At 62.4% G+C, this 17,719-nt stretch carries 13 protein-coding genes and 2 pseudogenes; 8 read left to right on the top strand and 7 right to left on the bottom strand.

Annotated features, from left to right (window positions below; genetic code table 11):
• Window positions 1–235: 235 nt before the first annotated feature.
• From J3P86_RS11330 to J3P86_RS11315, 4 genes and pseudogenes are all read right to left on the bottom strand, one after another.
• Window positions 236–523 (bottom strand): annotated as a pseudogene (locus J3P86_RS11330) (response regulator transcription factor); the annotation flags it as partial.
• Between the two features lie 309 nt (window positions 524–832).
• Window positions 833–1,726: pseudogene (locus tag J3P86_RS11325) on the bottom strand (sensor histidine kinase); the annotation flags it as partial.
• A 1,399-nt stretch (window positions 1,727–3,125) separates the two neighbouring features.
• Window positions 3,126–4,166 (bottom strand): ABC transporter substrate-binding protein, encoded by a 1,041-nt coding sequence (locus tag J3P86_RS11320; RefSeq protein ID WP_434700628.1) that lies wholly within the window; start codon window positions 4,164–4,166, stop codon window positions 3,126–3,128.
• Between the two features lie 226 nt (window positions 4,167–4,392).
• Window positions 4,393–5,559: an MFS transporter gene (locus J3P86_RS11315; protein ID WP_434568835.1), complete on the bottom strand. Its 1,167-nt coding sequence runs from the start codon at window positions 5,557–5,559 to the stop codon at window positions 4,393–4,395.
• Between the two features lie 95 nt (window positions 5,560–5,654).
• Here J3P86_RS11315 and J3P86_RS11310 point away from each other — a divergent pair, with 95 nt between their 5' ends.
• The 4 genes from J3P86_RS11310 (at window position 5,655) to J3P86_RS11295 (ending at window position 9,450) form a co-directional block, all read left to right on the top strand.
• Window positions 5,655–6,548, top strand: coding sequence for a LysR family transcriptional regulator (locus J3P86_RS11310; protein WP_434700265.1), 894 nt, complete (start codon window positions 5,655–5,657; stop codon window positions 6,546–6,548).
• A gap of 143 nt (window positions 6,549–6,691) precedes the next feature.
• On the top strand, window positions 6,692–7,219 hold the full coding sequence (locus J3P86_RS11305) for a transporter suffix domain-containing protein (RefSeq protein WP_370870930.1): 528 nt from the start codon (window positions 6,692–6,694) through the stop codon (window positions 7,217–7,219).
• 73 nt (window positions 7,220–7,292) lie between these two features.
• Window positions 7,293–8,414, top strand: a complete 1,122-nt coding sequence (locus tag J3P86_RS11300; RefSeq protein WP_434624335.1) for an HlyD family secretion protein — start codon at window positions 7,293–7,295, stop codon at window positions 8,412–8,414.
• Window positions 8,404–9,450: a DUF2955 domain-containing protein gene (locus J3P86_RS11295; RefSeq protein WP_434700263.1), complete on the top strand. Its 1,047-nt coding sequence runs from the start codon at window positions 8,404–8,406 to the stop codon at window positions 9,448–9,450. The genes J3P86_RS11300 and J3P86_RS11295 overlap by 11 nt, the downstream gene beginning before the upstream one ends.
• Before the next feature lie 48 nt (window positions 9,451–9,498).
• On the opposite strand, the gene J3P86_RS11290 is transcribed toward J3P86_RS11295, so the two are convergent.
• Window positions 9,499–10,821, bottom strand: coding sequence for an APC family permease (locus J3P86_RS11290; RefSeq protein WP_434700627.1), 1,323 nt, complete (start codon window positions 10,819–10,821; stop codon window positions 9,499–9,501).
• 277 nt (window positions 10,822–11,098) lie between these two features.
• On the opposite strand from J3P86_RS11290, the gene J3P86_RS11285 reads away from it, so the two are divergent.
• The 4 genes from J3P86_RS11285 (at window position 11,099) to J3P86_RS11270 (ending at window position 15,426) form a co-directional block, all read left to right on the top strand.
• Window positions 11,099–12,076 (top strand): helix-turn-helix transcriptional regulator, encoded by a 978-nt coding sequence (locus J3P86_RS11285; RefSeq protein WP_434700262.1) that lies wholly within the window; start codon window positions 11,099–11,101, stop codon window positions 12,074–12,076.
• A gap of 135 nt (window positions 12,077–12,211) precedes the next feature.
• Window positions 12,212–13,093: a transporter gene (locus tag J3P86_RS11280; RefSeq protein ID WP_434700261.1), complete on the top strand. Its 882-nt coding sequence runs from the start codon at window positions 12,212–12,214 to the stop codon at window positions 13,091–13,093.
• Between the two features lie 22 nt (window positions 13,094–13,115).
• Window positions 13,116–14,279 carry an MFS transporter gene (locus tag J3P86_RS11275; protein ID WP_434700260.1) on the top strand — a complete coding sequence of 388 codons (1,164 nt, stop codon included), beginning with the start codon at window positions 13,116–13,118 and terminating at the stop codon, window positions 14,277–14,279.
• A gap of 34 nt (window positions 14,280–14,313) precedes the next feature.
• Window positions 14,314–15,426 (top strand): class II histone deacetylase, encoded by a 1,113-nt coding sequence (locus tag J3P86_RS11270; protein ID WP_434700259.1) that lies wholly within the window; start codon window positions 14,314–14,316, stop codon window positions 15,424–15,426.
• A 108-nt stretch (window positions 15,427–15,534) separates the two neighbouring features.
• Here J3P86_RS11270 and J3P86_RS11265 read toward each other — a convergent pair whose 3' ends face one another.
• Both J3P86_RS11265 and J3P86_RS11260 read right to left on the bottom strand, forming a co-directional pair.
• Window positions 15,535–16,926 (bottom strand): ATP-binding protein, encoded by a 1,392-nt coding sequence (locus tag J3P86_RS11265; RefSeq protein ID WP_434700257.1) that lies wholly within the window; start codon window positions 16,924–16,926, stop codon window positions 15,535–15,537.
• On the bottom strand, window positions 16,923–17,585 hold the full coding sequence (locus tag J3P86_RS11260) for a response regulator (protein ID WP_434700255.1): 663 nt from the start codon (window positions 17,583–17,585) through the stop codon (window positions 16,923–16,925). Before J3P86_RS11260 ends, J3P86_RS11265 begins: the two co-directional genes overlap by 4 nt.
• Between the last annotated feature and the right edge of the window lie 134 nt (window positions 17,586–17,719).

Raw genomic sequence — 17,719 nt, 5'->3', positions numbered from 1 at the left:
TTCCCTTGTTGTCCGTGGTCAGAAAATCGCTCAGGTCGTGGACGTGTTCGTTCATCAGTCGCGCCACTTTGCCCAGCCCCTGGGCCTTGGAGGTGCGCATCTGGCTGCTGACCAGTTCTGCCGATACGTTCACGCTGTTGAGGACGTTACCGACGTTGTGCAGCACAGTCGTGGCGATTTCGGCCATGCCCGCCTGGCGGGATTTTGCCTGCAGTTCGCTTTGCACCTGGCTCATGCGCAGCGCCGCGCGTACGCGAGCCTTGAGCTCCAGCGGCGAGAAGGGTTTGGCGATATAGTCGTCGGCGCCACTTTCCAGCCCGGAGATGCAGGCCTCGCTACCGCCGCGGGCGGTCACCAGGATTACCGGTAAATGGGCAAAACCGGCGCTGGCCTTGATCCTGGCGGTCAGGCCGAAACCGTCGAGCTTGGGCATCATCACATCCGAGACGATCACGTCGATGGGTCGAAGCTGCAGCAGTGCCCAGGCCTGCTCTCCATCCGTTGCGGTGGCGACGATGTAGTCGTTTTGCAGAAGCTCGCTGAGATAACTGAGCATTTCCGGGCTGTCGTCCACCACCAGCACTCTGGATCGCAGGGCATGTTCCGGATGCGGCTCGTCGTCTGCGCCTTGCGTCGAAGCGAGGTCGTTGCGACTGCCCTGGCGGCCATCGTCAAAACGCAGGTGGCGCTGCTCCATCGTACTGGTCGTGCCCGCCGATGATCGCTCAAGCATATGGCTGGCTTCGGTCGGCAGGGTGTTCTGCTCAGCCCCCAGCGGAAGCCGGACAAAGAAGCGCGAACCCCGTCCAGGCTCGCTGTCGACGCCAACTTCGCCGCCCATCAGTTCAGCCAGGTCCTTGACCAGGGCGAGACCGATGCCGGTGCCGCTGTAATGGCGCGTGGCGGAATTGTCGATCTGGGAAAAACGCTGAAACAACAGCGGCAGTTTGTCCGGCTCTATGCCGATTCCCGAGTCTTGCACCGCTAACTCAAATCGCTCGCCTTCGATCGGCGTCACTGCCAGGTGTACGGTGCCGCCGCCGGGCGTGAACTTGATGGCATTGCTCACCAGGTTGAGGAGGATTTTCTCGAAGTGCCGGGGGTCCAGAAACACCGTGCCGAGCGCGGGATCGATGCTGCAAGTCAAGGTGCAGCCTTTGCCCTCGGCAACCATGGCGGCGTCCTCGGCCAGCACCCCCACCGCCTTGTTCAAATCAACCGGCGAGGGACACAGCTCGAACTTGCCAGCTTCGGCCTTGGAAAAGTCGAGGATGTCGTTCACCCGGTTCATCAAGCGCAATGCGTTGCGTTGGGCACGTTCGACCTGCACACGCCAGTCCGCTGGCGGAGTGTTCGCCGCCGAGAGCTGTTCCAGGGGAGCGAGGATGAGGGTCAGGGGGGTGCGCAGTTCGTGGCTGACCGTGGCGACAAAATCGCTCTTTGCCTGGTTGGCCGTCTCGGCCTGGTTGCGCGCCTGAATGAGTTCGACGGCCTGCGCCTCCAGTATGTCGGTCTGTTGGTGCAACGTGTCGGTCCGTTCGGCGACCATTCGCTCCAAAGAGGCCTGGACCTGCTGTCGCTCGGCCTCGGCCTCGGCCTCCAGCACCCGGATGCGCAGGGCATTCTCCTGGAACACCCGTACGGCGCGGGTCATGATTCCAATCTCGTCACCGCGTGCGGCGCTGGCCATCTCGGCGTTCAGGTCGCCGGCCGCAAGCCGGCGCATGACCGAGGCCAGGGCCACGATGGGCTGCGCGACAAATCGTGACGTGCTCCAGGCGATGGCACCGGCCAGCAGGACGGCGACGGTGCCCGCAACTATCGTCGCAAGCATGCCGCGATCGTTGTGGACCAAGGCGTCGGAGCGCGCTTCACCCGCAAAGCGCGCAACCAACAGGCCGGCGCTCCGTGCCTCGTTGCGAACCTCGTCGCGCGCCGCGCTCAAGGCATTGCTCGCCTGATGGAACCTGGCAAAGGCCGCCCGGTAGCCGGCAATCTGATCACTGACCGTCAGGGGCGTCGCCTTGGCTTGCAGTCCTACGGACGACGGCAGAACCCGAGCGAGACGGGAGAGCTCGTCGAGAATCAGGCCGACAGAGCGGGCGGTTTCGGCCGACGGTGACAGGCGAAACGACAAGGTCTGCGCTTCCAGCGTGGCGACACGCTCGGCGAAACGCTTGGATAACGCGGCGGCGTTGTGCAGCAAGCCGGTCGCTGCCTGAATGTCGCTTGCGTCGTGGCCGACGAGCCCATCCGCGTCAGCTAGCATCGCCTCGAGGCGCGCGGCCGCATCCCCGACGGCGGCGAGCTGCCGCAAAGCTTCGTCTCCCTGGCGTCTGGGGGCCTCGCCAAGGTGCTCTACCGCGACGCTGGCAGCAGCGACCGCCGCCGCCAACTGATCAAGGATCTCCGTTGCCTGCGGCGCCCCCATCACCTCGCGCAGTTGCTCGATCACCGGCAGGAGCGCCGCGCAGGCGTTGCGCGCCGCCATGGCAGCCGCCGCATCCTCGGTCACCAACATCTTGGCCACATGGGCGGTGATGATCCGTTCGCCGTTGCGCAGGACATCCAGGATGCGGTGGGCGCTTTCGATGTCGCTCACCCGCGCCTCGTGCCCGGCGGTGCGGGCATCGAGCCCCTTCAGGCCATCGGCGATGCCCTGTTCGACGAGGATCGTCGCCTCTCGCATCCGCCCGTAGTGGGCGGTCATGTTCTCCGTTTCGCCATCCATGGTCAGGGTCGCCGCGCGCAAGGCAGTGATCGCTGCGGCGAGCCGCTCCAGGCTGCCTTTGAGCGATTGCGCCTCGGCCGCCGGAATGGCGCTGAGGCCGGCGATCGCCGTCGCCACCATGCCTTCGGCCTGGGACAGACTCTCAGAATCGCGGGTGGCGATGAAGTTTTCCACACGCCCGGTGGCGCCGTTGACCGAGGCCAGGATCTCCGCCGAATGGCTGGCGGAATCCACCGCGCGGACCATGCCTCGCAAACCGTAGAGGTTCACCAGCGACACCGCCAGCATCAGGAACACCAGCGCGGCGACCGCCAGCCCGATCCTGACGGCAATGGGCCTGTCGGTGACGGGCTTGAATGTCACCATGGCGCTGCGCCTCCCCACTCCCCCGCCACTACTGCTTCGTAACCTCCGGCAAAGGCGTCGCCGGCGGCGCCGTATTGTTGTTGGCCGCGTCGATCATCGCGGCCACGGAAGCCTGGCTGTAAAAAGGATTGGCGGCGCCACCCACCGGCATGGTCGCGAGCCAGGCGTCCAGGTCTTTCGCATCGATACGCACCAGTGGCACTTCGACGAACTTCGGCACCTGCTTGCCCGCCAGAATCTGCTGGGCTACCCAGAAACCTACCTGGGAAACGCTGGGGGAGGCAGAAACAGAGACGGTCTCGTAGCCGTTGGCATCGCGCTCCTGTTTCCACAGGGCGAGTTCGTCCTGACGATTGCCCATCACGATGATCGGCAAAGGCCGCCCCGCCGCCTTGAACGCCATGGCCGCGCCATAACCGTCGCCCCCTTGAGTCGCCACGGCATCAATGCTCGGCAGCGACGGCAGTGCCAGCGCCACCTCCTTGCGGGCGACGGAAGCCGTCCAGTTCCCATACACGGTCTTGGCGAACTTCAGGCCCGGATAGTCGCTGGCGGCCTTGCGAATGCCGTCGCTGATGTTTTTATCGGTGGCATCGCCGGCAATGCCGCGGATCTCCAGCAGCGTTCCGTTGCCCTTGAGACGCTCGGCGATGTAATCCATCTCCACGCGGCCCATGGCGGACCAGTTGTAGTCCACGGTATAAACGCAACTTTCGCTGACCAGGCTGGCCATGACCACCACCACGATGCCGGCATTGCAGGCATCGCGGATCACCCCGTTCAGTGCCGTGTCGGACGCGGCCAGGACGACGATGGCATTGACGCCTTTGACGATCATGTCCTGGATATGGGCCGCTTGTTCCGACGCCGAATTGTTGGCGCTGACCACCGGAGCCTCGCGGATCAACCCATCCTTTTGCGCCTGGAGCGCGATCTCCTGCCAGTTGCGCACCATCACCTTGCGAAAATCGCTGCCTGCGTATGAATTGCTGAAGGCAATGCTATAGCTTGCGGTAGAGCCGCCGGCGACACCGCCGTCGGCCGCTTGGGCTGGATGGGCGGCAAGCATCGCCAGCCCGGTCACGCAACCGGCGAGGCGCCAAAGGACGCTGTGGATCAAAGGCCATTTCAATAATGGAACCGGGCATGAAGTATCAGACACGTACAGACTCCTTTCCTTGGCGGCGACTGAAACCCGTGCAACGACGGTAGTGGCAATGAGCATAGTCCCAACGTGCCTGCTTCGCGCGGCCACGGAGGATTTCAGCCAGCCGAGCCCGCTAATCGCGCCACCTTCACAACGCCGCAGCCGCAACCCCTCGGGCACGCCAGGCAAAAGCCAGCACCATCAGCAGCCCCAGACCCGCCATTGCCGCGCCGGCCAGGGAAATCGCCGGGTAACCCAACCCCGCGTTGATCACCGCGCCGCCCAGCGCCGCACCAATCGCGTTGCCGAAGTTGAAGGCGCCGATATTCACTGCCGAGGCCAGGTTGGGCGCGTCCTTGGCGGCTTCCATCACGCGCATCTGCAATGGCGGTACCAAGGCAAAACTGGCGACACCCCAGATGAGGATGGCAACCGCGGCCGGCAGCGGCCAGCGCATCAGTACCGTGAACGCCAGCAGGACGAGAATCAGCACGCTAAGGGAAACGATCAGGGTGCGGTCTATCGAACGATCCGCGGCCTTGCCGCCCCACATATTGCCCAGCGTCAGCCCCACGCCGAACAGCACCAACATGGCCGTGACAAAGGCACTGGAGGCATGGGTCTCGCTGGTCAGGATCGGAGCGATGTAGGTGAAGACGGTGAACATTGCGCCCGAGCCGACTACCGTCAGGGCCAACGCCCCGAGCACCGGGCCACGGCCCAGCACCCGAATTTCCGCCAGCACCCCGCTGCTTTGCGGCGCCGGCAGGTTGGGCAGCGCGAACCACAACGCAGCCATTGCCATTACGCCCAATCCGGTAATTCCCCAGAACGCGGTGCGCCAGCCAAACAAATCGCCAAACCAGGCCGCCAACGGCACACCGCCGATGGTCGCCAGGGTCAGGCCCATGAACATGGCCGCGACCGCCCCGGCACGTTTTTCCGGGGCGACCACGCTGGCGGCGACGATGGAGCCGACGCCAAAAAACGCACCGTGGTTCAGTGAGGTCACCACCCTGGCGACCATCAGGCTGTAGTAATCGGTCGCCAGCGCTGACATCAGGTTACCCAGGGTGAAAATCGCCATGAGTCCGATCAGCAGATAGCGTCGGGGAATTCTGCCGGTGGTCAAGGTCATCAGCGGCGCGCCGAGCAGCACGCCCAGGGCGTAGGCACTGACCAACAGACCCGCGGCGGGAATGGAAACGCCGAGATCCGCGGCGATGCCCGGCAACATGCCCATGGGGGCAAACTCGGTAACGCCGATGCCAAAGGCACCAATGGCGAGTGCGACAAGCGGTGGATTGATACGCATGGGAAGCCTCCTTATCTATGCCGCAAATGCTACGATTCGGCCTTTGCAAGCGGTAGATAGCATTTCTGGCAAGCACCTTTGCGTACGGAGCACAAATGGACTTCAACGGCAGATCAGGTGAAATGGCCATGTTCGCCACGGTGGCGCAGGAAGGCAGCCTGTCGGCCGCAGCGCGTGTATTGGGGCTGACCCCTTCGGCGGTCAGTCGGATCATCGCGCGAACCGAACAACGGCTCGGCACCCGCCTGCTGTTGCGCACCACCCGCTCGATCACCTTCACCGCCGAAGGCGAGGCTTACCTGCGCGCAGCCCGGCGTATCCTCGCCGACATGGCTGAGGTCGAAGAGGCCATCGCTGACCAGGGCGTGCCCAAGGGCCGTTTGCGGGTCAGTGCCGCCCTCGGCCATGGGCGGCAGACCATCGTTCCTCTGGTGGCCGCATTCAGCGCCCGCTACCCGAACATCGTCGTCGACCTCACCCTTGGCGACGAAGTGGTCGATATTCTCGGCGGCCAGGCCGATGTGGCGGTGCGGTTTGGCCACCTGCCCGACAGCCCGCTGACGGCCCGCAGGATCGGCGACACCGGCCAGGTGGTGGTGGCTTCTCCCGAGTATCTGCAACGACACGGCACCCCTCAGGAACCGGAAGACCTGCTGCGGCACAACTGTCTGCGCTTCAACTTCCGTCGCGCCGAACCCAACTGGCCGTTCACCCGCGACGGCAAAGAGTTTTCCCTGAAGGTCAGCGGCAACATCGAATGCAGCAGTGGCGAGGCGCTGGCACAGTTCGCACGGTTGGGGGCTGGCATCGCCCGTATCGGCGAGTTCAGCGTGGCCGAGGACCTGCAACGCGGCGATCTGGTATCGCTGCTGGATACCTGGAACCCCGGAGACCGGGAGCCGATCCATGCCGTCTTCGTGGGGGGTGCGGCGATGCCGGCGCGGGTACGGGTGTTTGTGGACTTTCTGCTGGAGCAGCATCGGATGTGAGGTTGAGCTGTATCTCACGCATAAACAGATTCGGCCCCTGCGCAGAAAATACCGACAGCGCAGGATGCTTTGACAATCCAGCTGCTAAGCTCAGTTTCGCTCCAGACCATAAGCCATAACAACTCAAAGAAAGGTAAGGCAGCATGAGCACGGTACAGCCTCCGACCACGTCAAAGTCCGCGAAATGGCGCTTCAAGGCAGGCATCGCCATTCTTTGCCTGATGCTCACGTTATGGTTGCTGGTGCCGCTGGCAGCGGCTGCGGATGTACCCCGCTCCACCATCGCGGCGATCACCGGCGCGCTGTTCATCATCAACAAGGTGCTGTTGCTGCTGGTCATCGCGGTGATGGGCAAGGCAGGTTTTCAAGAGCTCAAGCAGAAGGTGTTCGGTTATGTGTCGGGCCTTGTACCCAGTGCCGAGCAGGAGGTCAGCGTCACCCGCCACCGTATTGGCCTGGTGATGTTCTGCCTGCCGTTGCTGTGCTCTTTTCTTGAACCTTATATCGATGCCTTCGCGCCCGGCTTTCGCCCCAACAGCTGGGCGTTGCAACTGCTTGGCGATGTCCTGTTGATCGGCAGCTTCTTCGTCCTGGGTGGCAACTTCTGGGAGAAATTGCGCGCGTTGTTTATCCGCACCGCACGGGTCAATACCGCTGCCGACGCGGTCTGATCCGATACCAGGGTCGCCGCCCCCGGCGCTCTGTCAGCTGTTTTTTGGATGGCCATGACTTGCAGGTGCCGATATGCCCGATTCGCCCAGTTCCGTCGAGCCTGAGTTACAAACCGAACCGCTTCCTGAAAAGCCTGCGCCAGCCAATCCGCTAAGGCGCATTGCCCTGGGCGTTGCAGTGTTGATCGCCGTGCTGTTCACCCTCTCGATTTTCATGGAGCGCCGCACGCCCTCGACGTCACAAGCCGTGGTGCAAGCCTATGTGGTGGAAATGGCTGCCGAGGTGGGTGGCCGTGTGACAGAAATTACGGTGCTCGACAATGCCCGGGTGAAGACCGGCCAGGTGCTGTTTCGTATCGACCCGCAGCCTTACAGACTTGTCGTCAGCGAGGCAGAGGCACGGCTGGAGGAAGCCGGCCAGGCAGTGGGCGCCAGCACCGCCTCGGTGGATGCCGCCCAGGCGCAGCTGGTATCGGCGCGAGCGCAGCGCGACAACATTCGCGAGCAAGCCCGACGGGTGAATCAACTGGTTGAGCGTGGCGTGTTTGCCGCCGCCCGCCAGGATGAAGCGAAAGCCTCGCTGGGCTCCGCCGAGGCGGCCGTCAGCAAGGCCCAGGCCGACCTGGAACGGGCGCGCCAGCAACTGGGGCCCAAAGGCAACGACAACCCGCAGTTCAAGCAAGCCCTGGCCGCGCTGGAAAAAGCCCGGCTCGATCTGGTGCGCACCGAAGTCATCGCACCCGCCGACGGCGTGATCACCCATCTCCAGCTCGCGGTCGGTCAGGTCGTCAGCGCCGGCCAACCGGCACTGACCTTCATCGACAGGGGCACGGTATGGGTGTCTGCCGCGTTCAAGGAAAACAGCCTGGAACATGTGCAGGCCGACGATCCGGCGGAACTGGTGTTCGATGTATTGCCGGGCCGTGTGTTCAAAGGCCGTGTTGAAAGCGTCGGCTGGGGTGTCGCGCAACAGGGCAGCAGCAACTCGGCCCTGCCCTCGGTGCGCAACCAGAGTGGTTGGGTGCGCGACCCGCAGCGCTTTCCGGTACGCCTGATAGTGGAGGAACCGCACCCCATCGGCCCGCGTTACGGCTCGCAGGTGAGCGTGGTGATCTATACCGATGACAACCCCATGACTAACGCACTGGGGGCATTCATGACACGCCTGGGCGCCTGGCTGAACTATGTCAATTGACGGGCAGGCCGAACTTGAGCTGCTGCGGATCAAACGCCAGGGACTGCGTGTCGCCCTGGCAGTGACCGTGGGCTTGTGCGCGGGTCTGGTCCTGGGCGACGTCCTGCCGTTTCTCGCGCCCTTGTTCGCCATCCAGTTCCTCTTGGCCAGCCGCCGCGCGCCAGCGCTGTCTCAAGGGTTGATTACGTTGCTGGTGAGTATGCTCACCGGCGCGCTGCTGGTGGGTGTGACGGGTATGTTCGGTGAACGACCATGGATATTGCTGCCGCTGCTTTGGCTGTTTTATCTCGCCTGTTTTACCGCGCAAGGCCGGCAACCTGGCGGCGCGGGACCAGCGCTGATGCTGGTGATCGCCATTGTGGTGCCGATGCTCGATATCGCGCAGAGCGATCTGGGCGAGTCCATTGTGCTGGTACTGGTCAAGGCGGTCGGCCTGGGTTTGCTGCTGGCCTGGGGCGCCCATGCGCTGCTGCCCGACCCTGCTGGTGAACATGCCAGGCAGGCCTCCGCCCAGCCGCACGAGCAGACGCTGGTGATTCGCCAGGCCATGGCCAGCGCGACAATTCTGCTGACCATGGTTGCCCTGTGCCTGAGCGACCCACGGCTGGCCACGGCGATCGTCGTCCCGATCACGGTGGCCTCGTTGCTTAGCCAGTTTTCCCTGGGCATGAGCAGCCGCACCGCCCTTGGCCTGGTGCTGGTCAACCTGCTAGGCGGGATGGCGGCGTCTGTGGCCTTCACGCTGTTTGAACTGCGCCCGACCCTGTGGCTGGTGGCGCTGATCCTGTTGCTGGTAAGCCTGCTGTTTGCCGGCAAAGCCGCCATCGGCAACGCCACTGGGAAGATATTCGGCGGCGGGCTTATCACCTTCGTTATTCTGTTCGGGCTCGGTGTATCGCCACTGCCAACAGAGACGCCACAGCTGTTTTCCAGCCGAATCGCCTACGTGCTGTTTGCAGTGGTCTATGCCATTGGCCTGGCCGCGCTGCTGTGGCCAAGAGCGCGCGTATCGGAGCCTCGTCCGCAATCGGTGTAGGTGATCCACTCCTGCAGGACGCGCGTCTGCTTGCGGTGCGGCCGTTGTCTAGTCTGGTTTTACAACAGCCGGCACAGCCATTCGGGCAAAGACATACAGCAGCATCCCCACCAGGATAAGTGCCCCGCCTCGCAGCCACGTACCCAAGTCTTGCTGACTCAGCAATAAGAGGCAAGACAGGATCGCCAGCCAGGGTACCCAGGTGGGAACCTGAAAATGTTCTTCCGCAACCTTGTCCTTGCGTAACACCAGCACGGCCATGTTGGTGCTGAGGAACACGAACAGTAAAAGCAGCACCACGGTTTGCGCCAAGGTCGCCAACGTTCCTGTCAGCGTCAGTGCGATGGCTACGAGCGTCGTTGCAATAATCGCCGCCCAGGGTGTGCGCCTATGCGGCAGAACCCTTCCCAGGACATCTGGCAACAGCCCCAGATTGGCCATCCCATAAGTGAGTCGACTGGCCATGATCATGGTCAGCAGCGCTCCGTTGGCCACCGCGATGAGCGCGATAAAGGCAAACAGGCGCGGCGAAATGTCGAGCCCGGAAGCCCGAACCACTTCGAGTAATGGGGCCGATGTGGCAAGCAGTTTTTCCGTTGGCAAAACTGAAGACGCGGCGACCCCAACAGCCATGTAAACCACCCCTGCGGTAATCAGCGCCGCAAACAAGGCCCGTGGGTATACCTTGCGAACATCCTTGATCTCTTCCGCGAGATTGGCGGACGTCTCAAAACCGACAAACGAATAGAACGCGAGCAACGCCGCGCCCAATACCGCCAGCATCGGACTGACCCCAGGCTTGAACTCCAGCGCCCTTGCCAGTTCAGCTTCGCCAGAACTGAAAAAGTAACCCGCAGCCACGATGACCAACATCAGCCCTGACAGCTCGATCACGGTCATCAGCAGATTCGCCCCCAGAGATTCCTTGATTCCTCGCGCATTCAAGAGGGCAATGACCAGCAGGAAAATCAGCGCAGCAACGTGGGGTGATACCTGGATGAATGCGCCAAGATAGTCCCCCGCGAAGGCCAGCGAGAGACCGGCCGCGCTGGTCACCGCCGCGGCGAGCATGCAAAAACCAACCAGGAACGATATCAGCGGTGACTTGAAAGCCTTTTCGGCAAACACCGACGCCGCGCCCGCGTGAGGATATTTCGAGACAAGTTCGGCGTACGAACCTGCCGTCAACATGGCGAAGAACAACGCGATCAACAACGGCACCCAAATCGCCCCGCCTACCTCTCCGGCGATGGTACCCGCAAGGGCATAAACGCCAGCGCCCAGTACATCGCCCAGGATGAACAGAAACAGCATCGGCCCCGTGATGGCGCGGCGCAAAGAGGGCTTGGGTTGTGACCGGTTCACTGTCATTTGAGGCTCTGCCAGGGGGATTTTTTTCGCAAGATTCATTCGAGCGTCATGCCCTCGCATAACCTCTGAGCAGTGGAAAAATTCGCAGGGTAAAAGTTCACTAAATTGCCAGCGGAGGAAGAGCTCCCGCCAGGCACTATCATGCATCTGTAGGATGGCAGTCTTGCTTTAGTGGGCCAATAATCGCTCCCAGGCCCTGCCCACGTCCAAACGACGTTCCGGCCCTCAATGACTTCGTGACGAAAACAATAAGAACGTCGCATAGAGGTACATACGAATGAGCCGTCATGATCATGGTCACGCCTGCCTCCTTGAGGCCTTCAGCGCAATGACACTGGAGCTCCAGCGCCTGGCGCAGGACAAGAACATCGAGCATTTCCACGAAGCGGCGCTGAGCTGCATCAGCCAGCTGTTGCCCTTCGAGAGCGCCTGGTGGGGCCGCGGCGCGTTGGTTGACGGACTGCCTGAAGAACACAGCTCCTATCTACATGAACTGCCCCGCAGCTACCTGTCGGACTGGCAGTCGATTCGCCATATCGATGTGACTGTCGCCAGGGCCCACGATGTTCCGGGGCGAGCGGTCATCGTCGACATGCGCAACCCTGCCAGCGGCTCCGGGCTTAACTGGCTCGGCCAGACGTACGCCATCGGCGAGTTGCTGTGCGTGGTGTACATCGACCCGCAAACCCACCTCAGCGACCACCTCGCACTCTATCGCGCCCCAGACGCGGCACGCTTCACCGAGCAAGACTGCCTGTTGCTGAACAATCTCATGTTGCACCTGGTGGCGGCGGTATCCGCCAATCAGATTCGCACCCTGGTGGCGATGCGCGAGGCCCTCACGCATCCGCGCAACCTCGCGCTCGCCGTGTGCGACCAACGCGGCACCCTGCACTGCGCGGAACGTGGCTTCGTCGACTTATTGTTGAGCGAGTGGCCGGACTGGACCGGCCCTTGCCTGCCGGTGGCGATGAACGCTGACGGCTATGAAGGCAAGCACTTGCAGATCGAGGCATCGACGGTCGGCGACCTGCTCCTGCTGGCCGCTCGCAGCCGCACGGTGCTGATGCAACTGAGCCCACGGGAAAACGCCGTGGCCCAGGGTTTCGGCGAAGGCAAGACCTACAAGGAAGTCGCCCGCGACCTGGGCATGTCTCCCAACACCGTGCGCCATCACATCCGGGCGATCTACAGCAAGCTCGGAGTCAAGGACAAGGCCCGTATCGCCCATCTACTGCATGCCCCATCCGACTAATCCGCACCGCTGACTTGGGCTGAATTTTTCGCTGTCGTTTTGACGGCCTCGGGACGCCTTTGTCCTTTTTTTTTTTTCCCCTCTGCCATCGACAGGCGAGCCATTCGCCGCACAACAACTCAAAGAAGAGATGCAATGCCAATGACCAAGACTTTCACGCGCAATGCCGCACTGGCCCTGATCGGTGGCTTGTCGAGCCTGCACGCCAGTGCCGCCGACCTCAATGCCCGGGATTTTTTCGGCGCGCCTTCAGGCACCAACCTGGGCGTGGTGTATTTGCCGGCGAGCCGCGCTGACGACTTTCACGGCCCGGCCGACAGCACCGGCAAGGCCGACCTCAAGGTCAACGCCATGGCTTACCGTCAGGTATTTTTCACCGACGTCTGCGGCACCCTGTGCACTCCGCAGTTCATCGTGCCCTTTGCCGACATCAACGCACGCCTGCCAGGTGCCAGCCAACACACCGGGGAAAGCGGCTTTGGCGACCCTCAGGTCGGCGGCACGCTGTTCATCATCAATGACCCCGCCTCACGCACCTATAGCGGCTTGCTGACCCTGATCACCCTGCCAATTGGCGAATACCACGGCAAAAATCCAGACGTATCGCCCGGCGCCAATCGTTGGGGCGCGACCTTCGTTTACAACTACACCCAGGGCATCGGCGAAAAATGGGTATTGGAGGCGAACCTCGAAGCCCAGCTCTACGGCAAGAACGACGATTACTTTGGCAGCGAGCTGAAACAGGACCCGCTGTATCGCCTGCAGGCCTTCGCGTCCTACGACTTTACGCAAAGCACCTACGGGGCTTTGCGGCTGATCCACGCAGATGGCGGCGAACTGCGGATCAACGACCAGCGCATCGATGACACCCACAAGCGCTACACCCAGGTGGGCTTCGAAGTCGGCCACTGGCTGGATAAACAGAACCAGGTGATGTTCGGCCTTTCGCAAAACGTTGCCACCGATAACGGCTACCACGGCACTGACGCACTGCTGCGTCTGGTCCACGTGTTCTGAATTCATTCATCGGAGTTTCCCCATGAACACCCAGACCCAACCGCTTGTGGATGAGCGTTTGCGCGCATCATCTGAACGGGCGTTGCTGGCAGCCATCGTGCTGTTCGCCGCCATCACCCCGACCATTCTCATGACCGCACCGGCCATTGCGGCGCAACTGGCGACTCAATGGCAGTTGAGCCCGTCACAGATCGGCGACCTTTTCTCCACCGAACTTGGCGCCATGAGCCTGGCCACCCTGCCCGCCCTGTGGTGGCTGAAACGTATCGACTGGCGCCGCGCCGCATTGCTGGCGGGTGTCGTGTTCATTGCAGCAAACCTTTTATCAGTGCTTGCTGCCGACTACTCGATACTCCTGGCGTTACGCTTTTGCAGTGCCCTGGCGGGCGGTTCGTTGATGATCATCTGCCTGTCCAGCGCCGCGTCAACAGCCAATCCCGGTCGCGTCTATGGGTTATGGGTGCTGGGGCAACTGGTCGTCGGGGCGATCGGTTTGAGCATCCTGCCTCGGCTCTTCGAACACTTCGGGCTATCGGCGTGCTACGTGATCCTCGCAGGGTTGATGACGGTCTTTTTGCCACTGGCCCGCTATTTTCCGCAAGGCAGCCCATCGGCTGAAACAACCGCCGAACATGTCGTCATCGCCTCGCTGTGGAAAGCCGCGCTGGGCATTCTGGGGGTCTTGAGTTTCTACATTTGCCTGGGCGGTGTGTGGACCTTTATCGGCTCCATCGCCACCCAGGCAGGTATCTCCGCCGAGTCCAGTGGCAAGGTTCTGGCGCTCGCCACGGTGATGGGCATTGTCGGAGCGGGCTGTGCCTCACTGATCGGCGACCGACTGCCACGCTTGCTGCTGTTGCTGCTGGGCTACGCACTGATGGCCGGCTCAGTGCTGCTGCTGCGAGGTCAACCCGAAATAATGCAATTTGCCGTGGCGGCCCTGCTGTTCAAGTTCACCTGGACCTTCATCCTGCCGCTGATTCTGGCCTGTCTGGCCGACCTCGACCGCTCCGGGAAACTGATGAACGCCTCCAACCTTGTGATCGGCGGTGGCCTGGCTATCGGCCCGACAGTGGCGGGCCGGCTGATCGAAGCCAGCGGCGGCTTCCAGTCGCTGCTGATCGGCGGGACGTGCATCACCCTGCTCTCCCTGGCGTTGATGCTCGGCAGCCGCCCAAACGCATGAGTGGCCTTATTACCCCTAAAGAAATGGAAGGACGATGAGCCGAAAAAGTGCATTTTTCTTCGACGAACTCAGCCTCTGGCACAGCGCCGGGTTGCATGCCTTGACCTTGCCGGTGGGAGGATGGGTACAACCACCTGCCGCTGCGGGCCACGCTGAATCGCCGGAAACCAAACGCCGTCTGAAGAGCCTGCTGGACGTTTCCGGCCTGACCCGTCATTTGCAGGTACGCAGCGCCAACGCGGCGACCGATGAAGATCTGCTGCGGGTTCATACATCCGGTTACCTGCAACGCTTCAAGACGATGAGCGATGCCGGGGGCGGTGAGTTGGGGCCGCACGCCCCCATCGGGCCTGGTAGTTATGAAATAGCCAAGCTCTCTGCCGGGTTGGCCATCGCCGCGGTCGATGCCGTGCTCGTCGGGGAAGCCGACAACGCATACGCCCTGTCGCGCCCGCCAGGCCATCACTGCCTCGCCGACAGCGCCATGGGCTTTTGCTTCCTGGCCAACATTGCCATCGCCATTGAAGCCGCAAAAGCCCGCCGTGGCCTGGGCAACGTCGCGGTGATCGACTGGGACGTACACCATGGCAACGGCACACAATCCATCTTCGAAGAGCGTGGTGACGTGCTGACCATCTCACTGCACCAGGACGGTTGTTTCCCGGCGGGTTACAGCGGTGAAGCTGATCGCGGCCGTGGCGCGGGGTTGGGTGCGAACATCAATATTCCACTGCCGCCCGGCAGCGGCCATGAGGCTTACCTGTACGCGATGGAACGCATCGTGATCCCGGCACTGGAGCGCTTCGAGCCCGAATTGATCATTGTCGCCTGCGGCTACGACGCCAACGCCGTCGACCCGCTGGCCCGCATGCTGTTGCACAGCGACTCGTTCCGGCAGATGACCTGCCTCGTGCGTAAAGCCGCCGAGCGCTTGTGCCAGGGCCGTCTCGTGCTGGTGCACGAAGGTGGATACTCAGAAGCGTATGTACCGTTTTGCGGGCTGGCGACCCTTGAGGAACTGGCGGGCGTGAGGACTGTTGTCACCGATCCCATGCTGGAATTTGTCCAACTGCAGCAACCGAAGGAGGCGCTTGCGGCGTTTCAGCGGCACTTGATCGATGAGTTGGCCCACACACGCTTGGCCTAGGCGCTGGCACGCCTGAGCGAGAGACAAGAACCGATGCCATGACTGGCATCGGCTCTTGATACGCGCCTGACACTTCTACGCCCGCACGCTGCGAAGCCAACCCTTGAGTCAAGCGTTGGAGGTCGGGCTTGCAAGGTCACTGTTCAGACAAAGTTCCGCACAAACGCCACCGCCCGCCAGGTTGTAAAGGCGTAACGTGCAGCCAATCTTGTTTGTCACCATCTGCACGATGGCCAATCCCAGGCCCGCGCCATTGGCATTGCCGCGACTGTAAAAGCGCTCGAACAGCCTTGCGATTTCCCCTTCATCGATCCCCGGGCCGGCGTCTTCAACCCTCAAGCAGACCCTGCCCGCCTCGTCCTTGCGCACCACCACAGCCACCTCGCTCCCTGGTGGAGAAAAGTTGAGGGCATTGGTCACCAGGTTCTGCAGGACAATGGCCAGTGCTACCGGCTCGGTTTGCAGCCAACACTCTTCATCACACTCCAGTACCAACTCCACGCTTTTCTCCATGGCCAGTGGCGTGAGTTCAGCCAACTCTTCGCGGACCAGTTCGGCGAGTTGCACGCGTTGATACACGGGGTTGTTCAGTTGCGGTTCGATGCGGGCCATGGTCAAGAGCTGGCTGGCGATGCGGGTGGCGCGATCGACCCCGTTGACCAGGAAATGCAGCGCCTCGCGCCGCTGTTCTTCAGTCACCGCGGTTTGCGCGTTCTGGGCATGGATGCGCAGGATCGCCAAGGGTGTACGCAGCTCGTGAGCGGCGTCGGCGATGAAGCGGCGCTCGCGCTCCAATAGACCATCGACCTGGTCCAGCAGGCGATTCAGCGCGGTTTGCATTGGCTCCAGGTCGCTGGGCAGAGGCTTGAGATGCAACGGCTGCAGAGTCTCGGTGGTGCGCCCACGGATAGAAAGGGCCATGGCCCGCAAGGGGCTGAGGCCCCAACCGATGACCAGCCAGATCAACAGCGCCAGCAGCGGCACTCCGATCAGGCTGGGCCAGAGGGTATGACGCACGATGCGCTGGATCAGGTCCTGGCGAATGTCGTCGCGCTCGCCCACCCAGATCAGCAGGTCCTGTTCAGGGTCGGCAAGGAGAAAGGCGCACCAGTCGTTGCCGTTATCGACGATGTCGTGGGAACCCAGGGTGGCCAGCGACGCATCGAGAACCGGTGCGCCGGCGGAGCGCACCAGTAGCTGACCATCCCTGCGCCACACCTGGAAGGTCAAGCGCGTTTCATAAGGATGGGCAACGCCGTTTTCACCGACACGACTCATGGCCTGGTCGAAGGCCTGGTACAGGCGGTCCCAGTCAGCTTCGCCGGGGTCGCGTTGGCGCAGCACGCCTTGCAGCAGCCGCGCGCTTTGGGCCAGTTGGGCGTCGTAGACTTCTTCTATTTCCTGGTGGCTATCGCGCAGCACCAGCCAGCTGATCAGGGCGTCTCCCAACAGGATCAGGGCCAATACAGGAATGAGGATGCGCGCCCGCACGGAGGTCATGGTTTGAGCGCCAATACGTAGCCAACGCCGCGCACGGTGCGGATCAGCTCGCTGGATAACTTTTTTCGCAGGTTGTGGATCAACACTTCCAATGTGTTGCTCTCGACGCGGTCCTGCCAGCCGTACAGCGCGCGGGACAAGCGCTCGCGGGTTACCACTTTGCCGGGGCGCACCATCAGTTGGTGAAGCAGTTGGTATTCCATGGGGGTGACGATGATATCCGCATCCTGATAGCGCACCTGCTGAGTGGCCGGGTCGAGGCTGACGCCGGCGTGTTCAAGCATCGGTTGCGCGCGGCCCTGGCTGCGGCGCAGCAAGGCGCGCACGCGGGCCTTGAGTTCTTCGACGTCGAAGGGTTTCACCAGATAGTCGTCGGCACCAGCGTCGAGTCCCGCGATGCGTTCGGCGGTACCGTCGCGGGCGGTGAGGACCAGCACCGGTAAATCGTGCTGCTCGGCGCGCAGTTGTTGCAACAGGTCGAGGCCGTCGAGGCGTGGCAGGCCGAAGTCGAGCAGCAACAGGTCAAAGCTTTCGCTGCGCACGGCGTGCAGGGCCGCGACGCCATCCTGCAGCCAGTCCAGCGTGTAGCCTTCGGCACCCAGGGCTACGCGAATTCCCTGGCCGAGGGCACGGTCATCTTCGACAAGGAGCAGGCGCATGGCAAAATCTCTGTAGGAATCGGCGGCATCATGCCGAGTTCTGGCCGGGGGCATTTCAGCAAAGTGTTACGACTCGTTGCCAACTAAGGTTGCCCTAAGGTTGGTTTTGCACTGTGCAATCTCCCACATCCGCT

Origin of the sequence: Pseudomonas sp. D1-1 (genome assembly GCF_051132225.1) — a bacterium.
Taxonomy (GTDB): Bacteria; Pseudomonadota; Gammaproteobacteria; order Pseudomonadales; family Pseudomonadaceae; genus Aquipseudomonas.
Note: the sequence above shows the minus strand (reverse complement) of the source record. Positions and strands in the feature narration are given on the sequence as shown.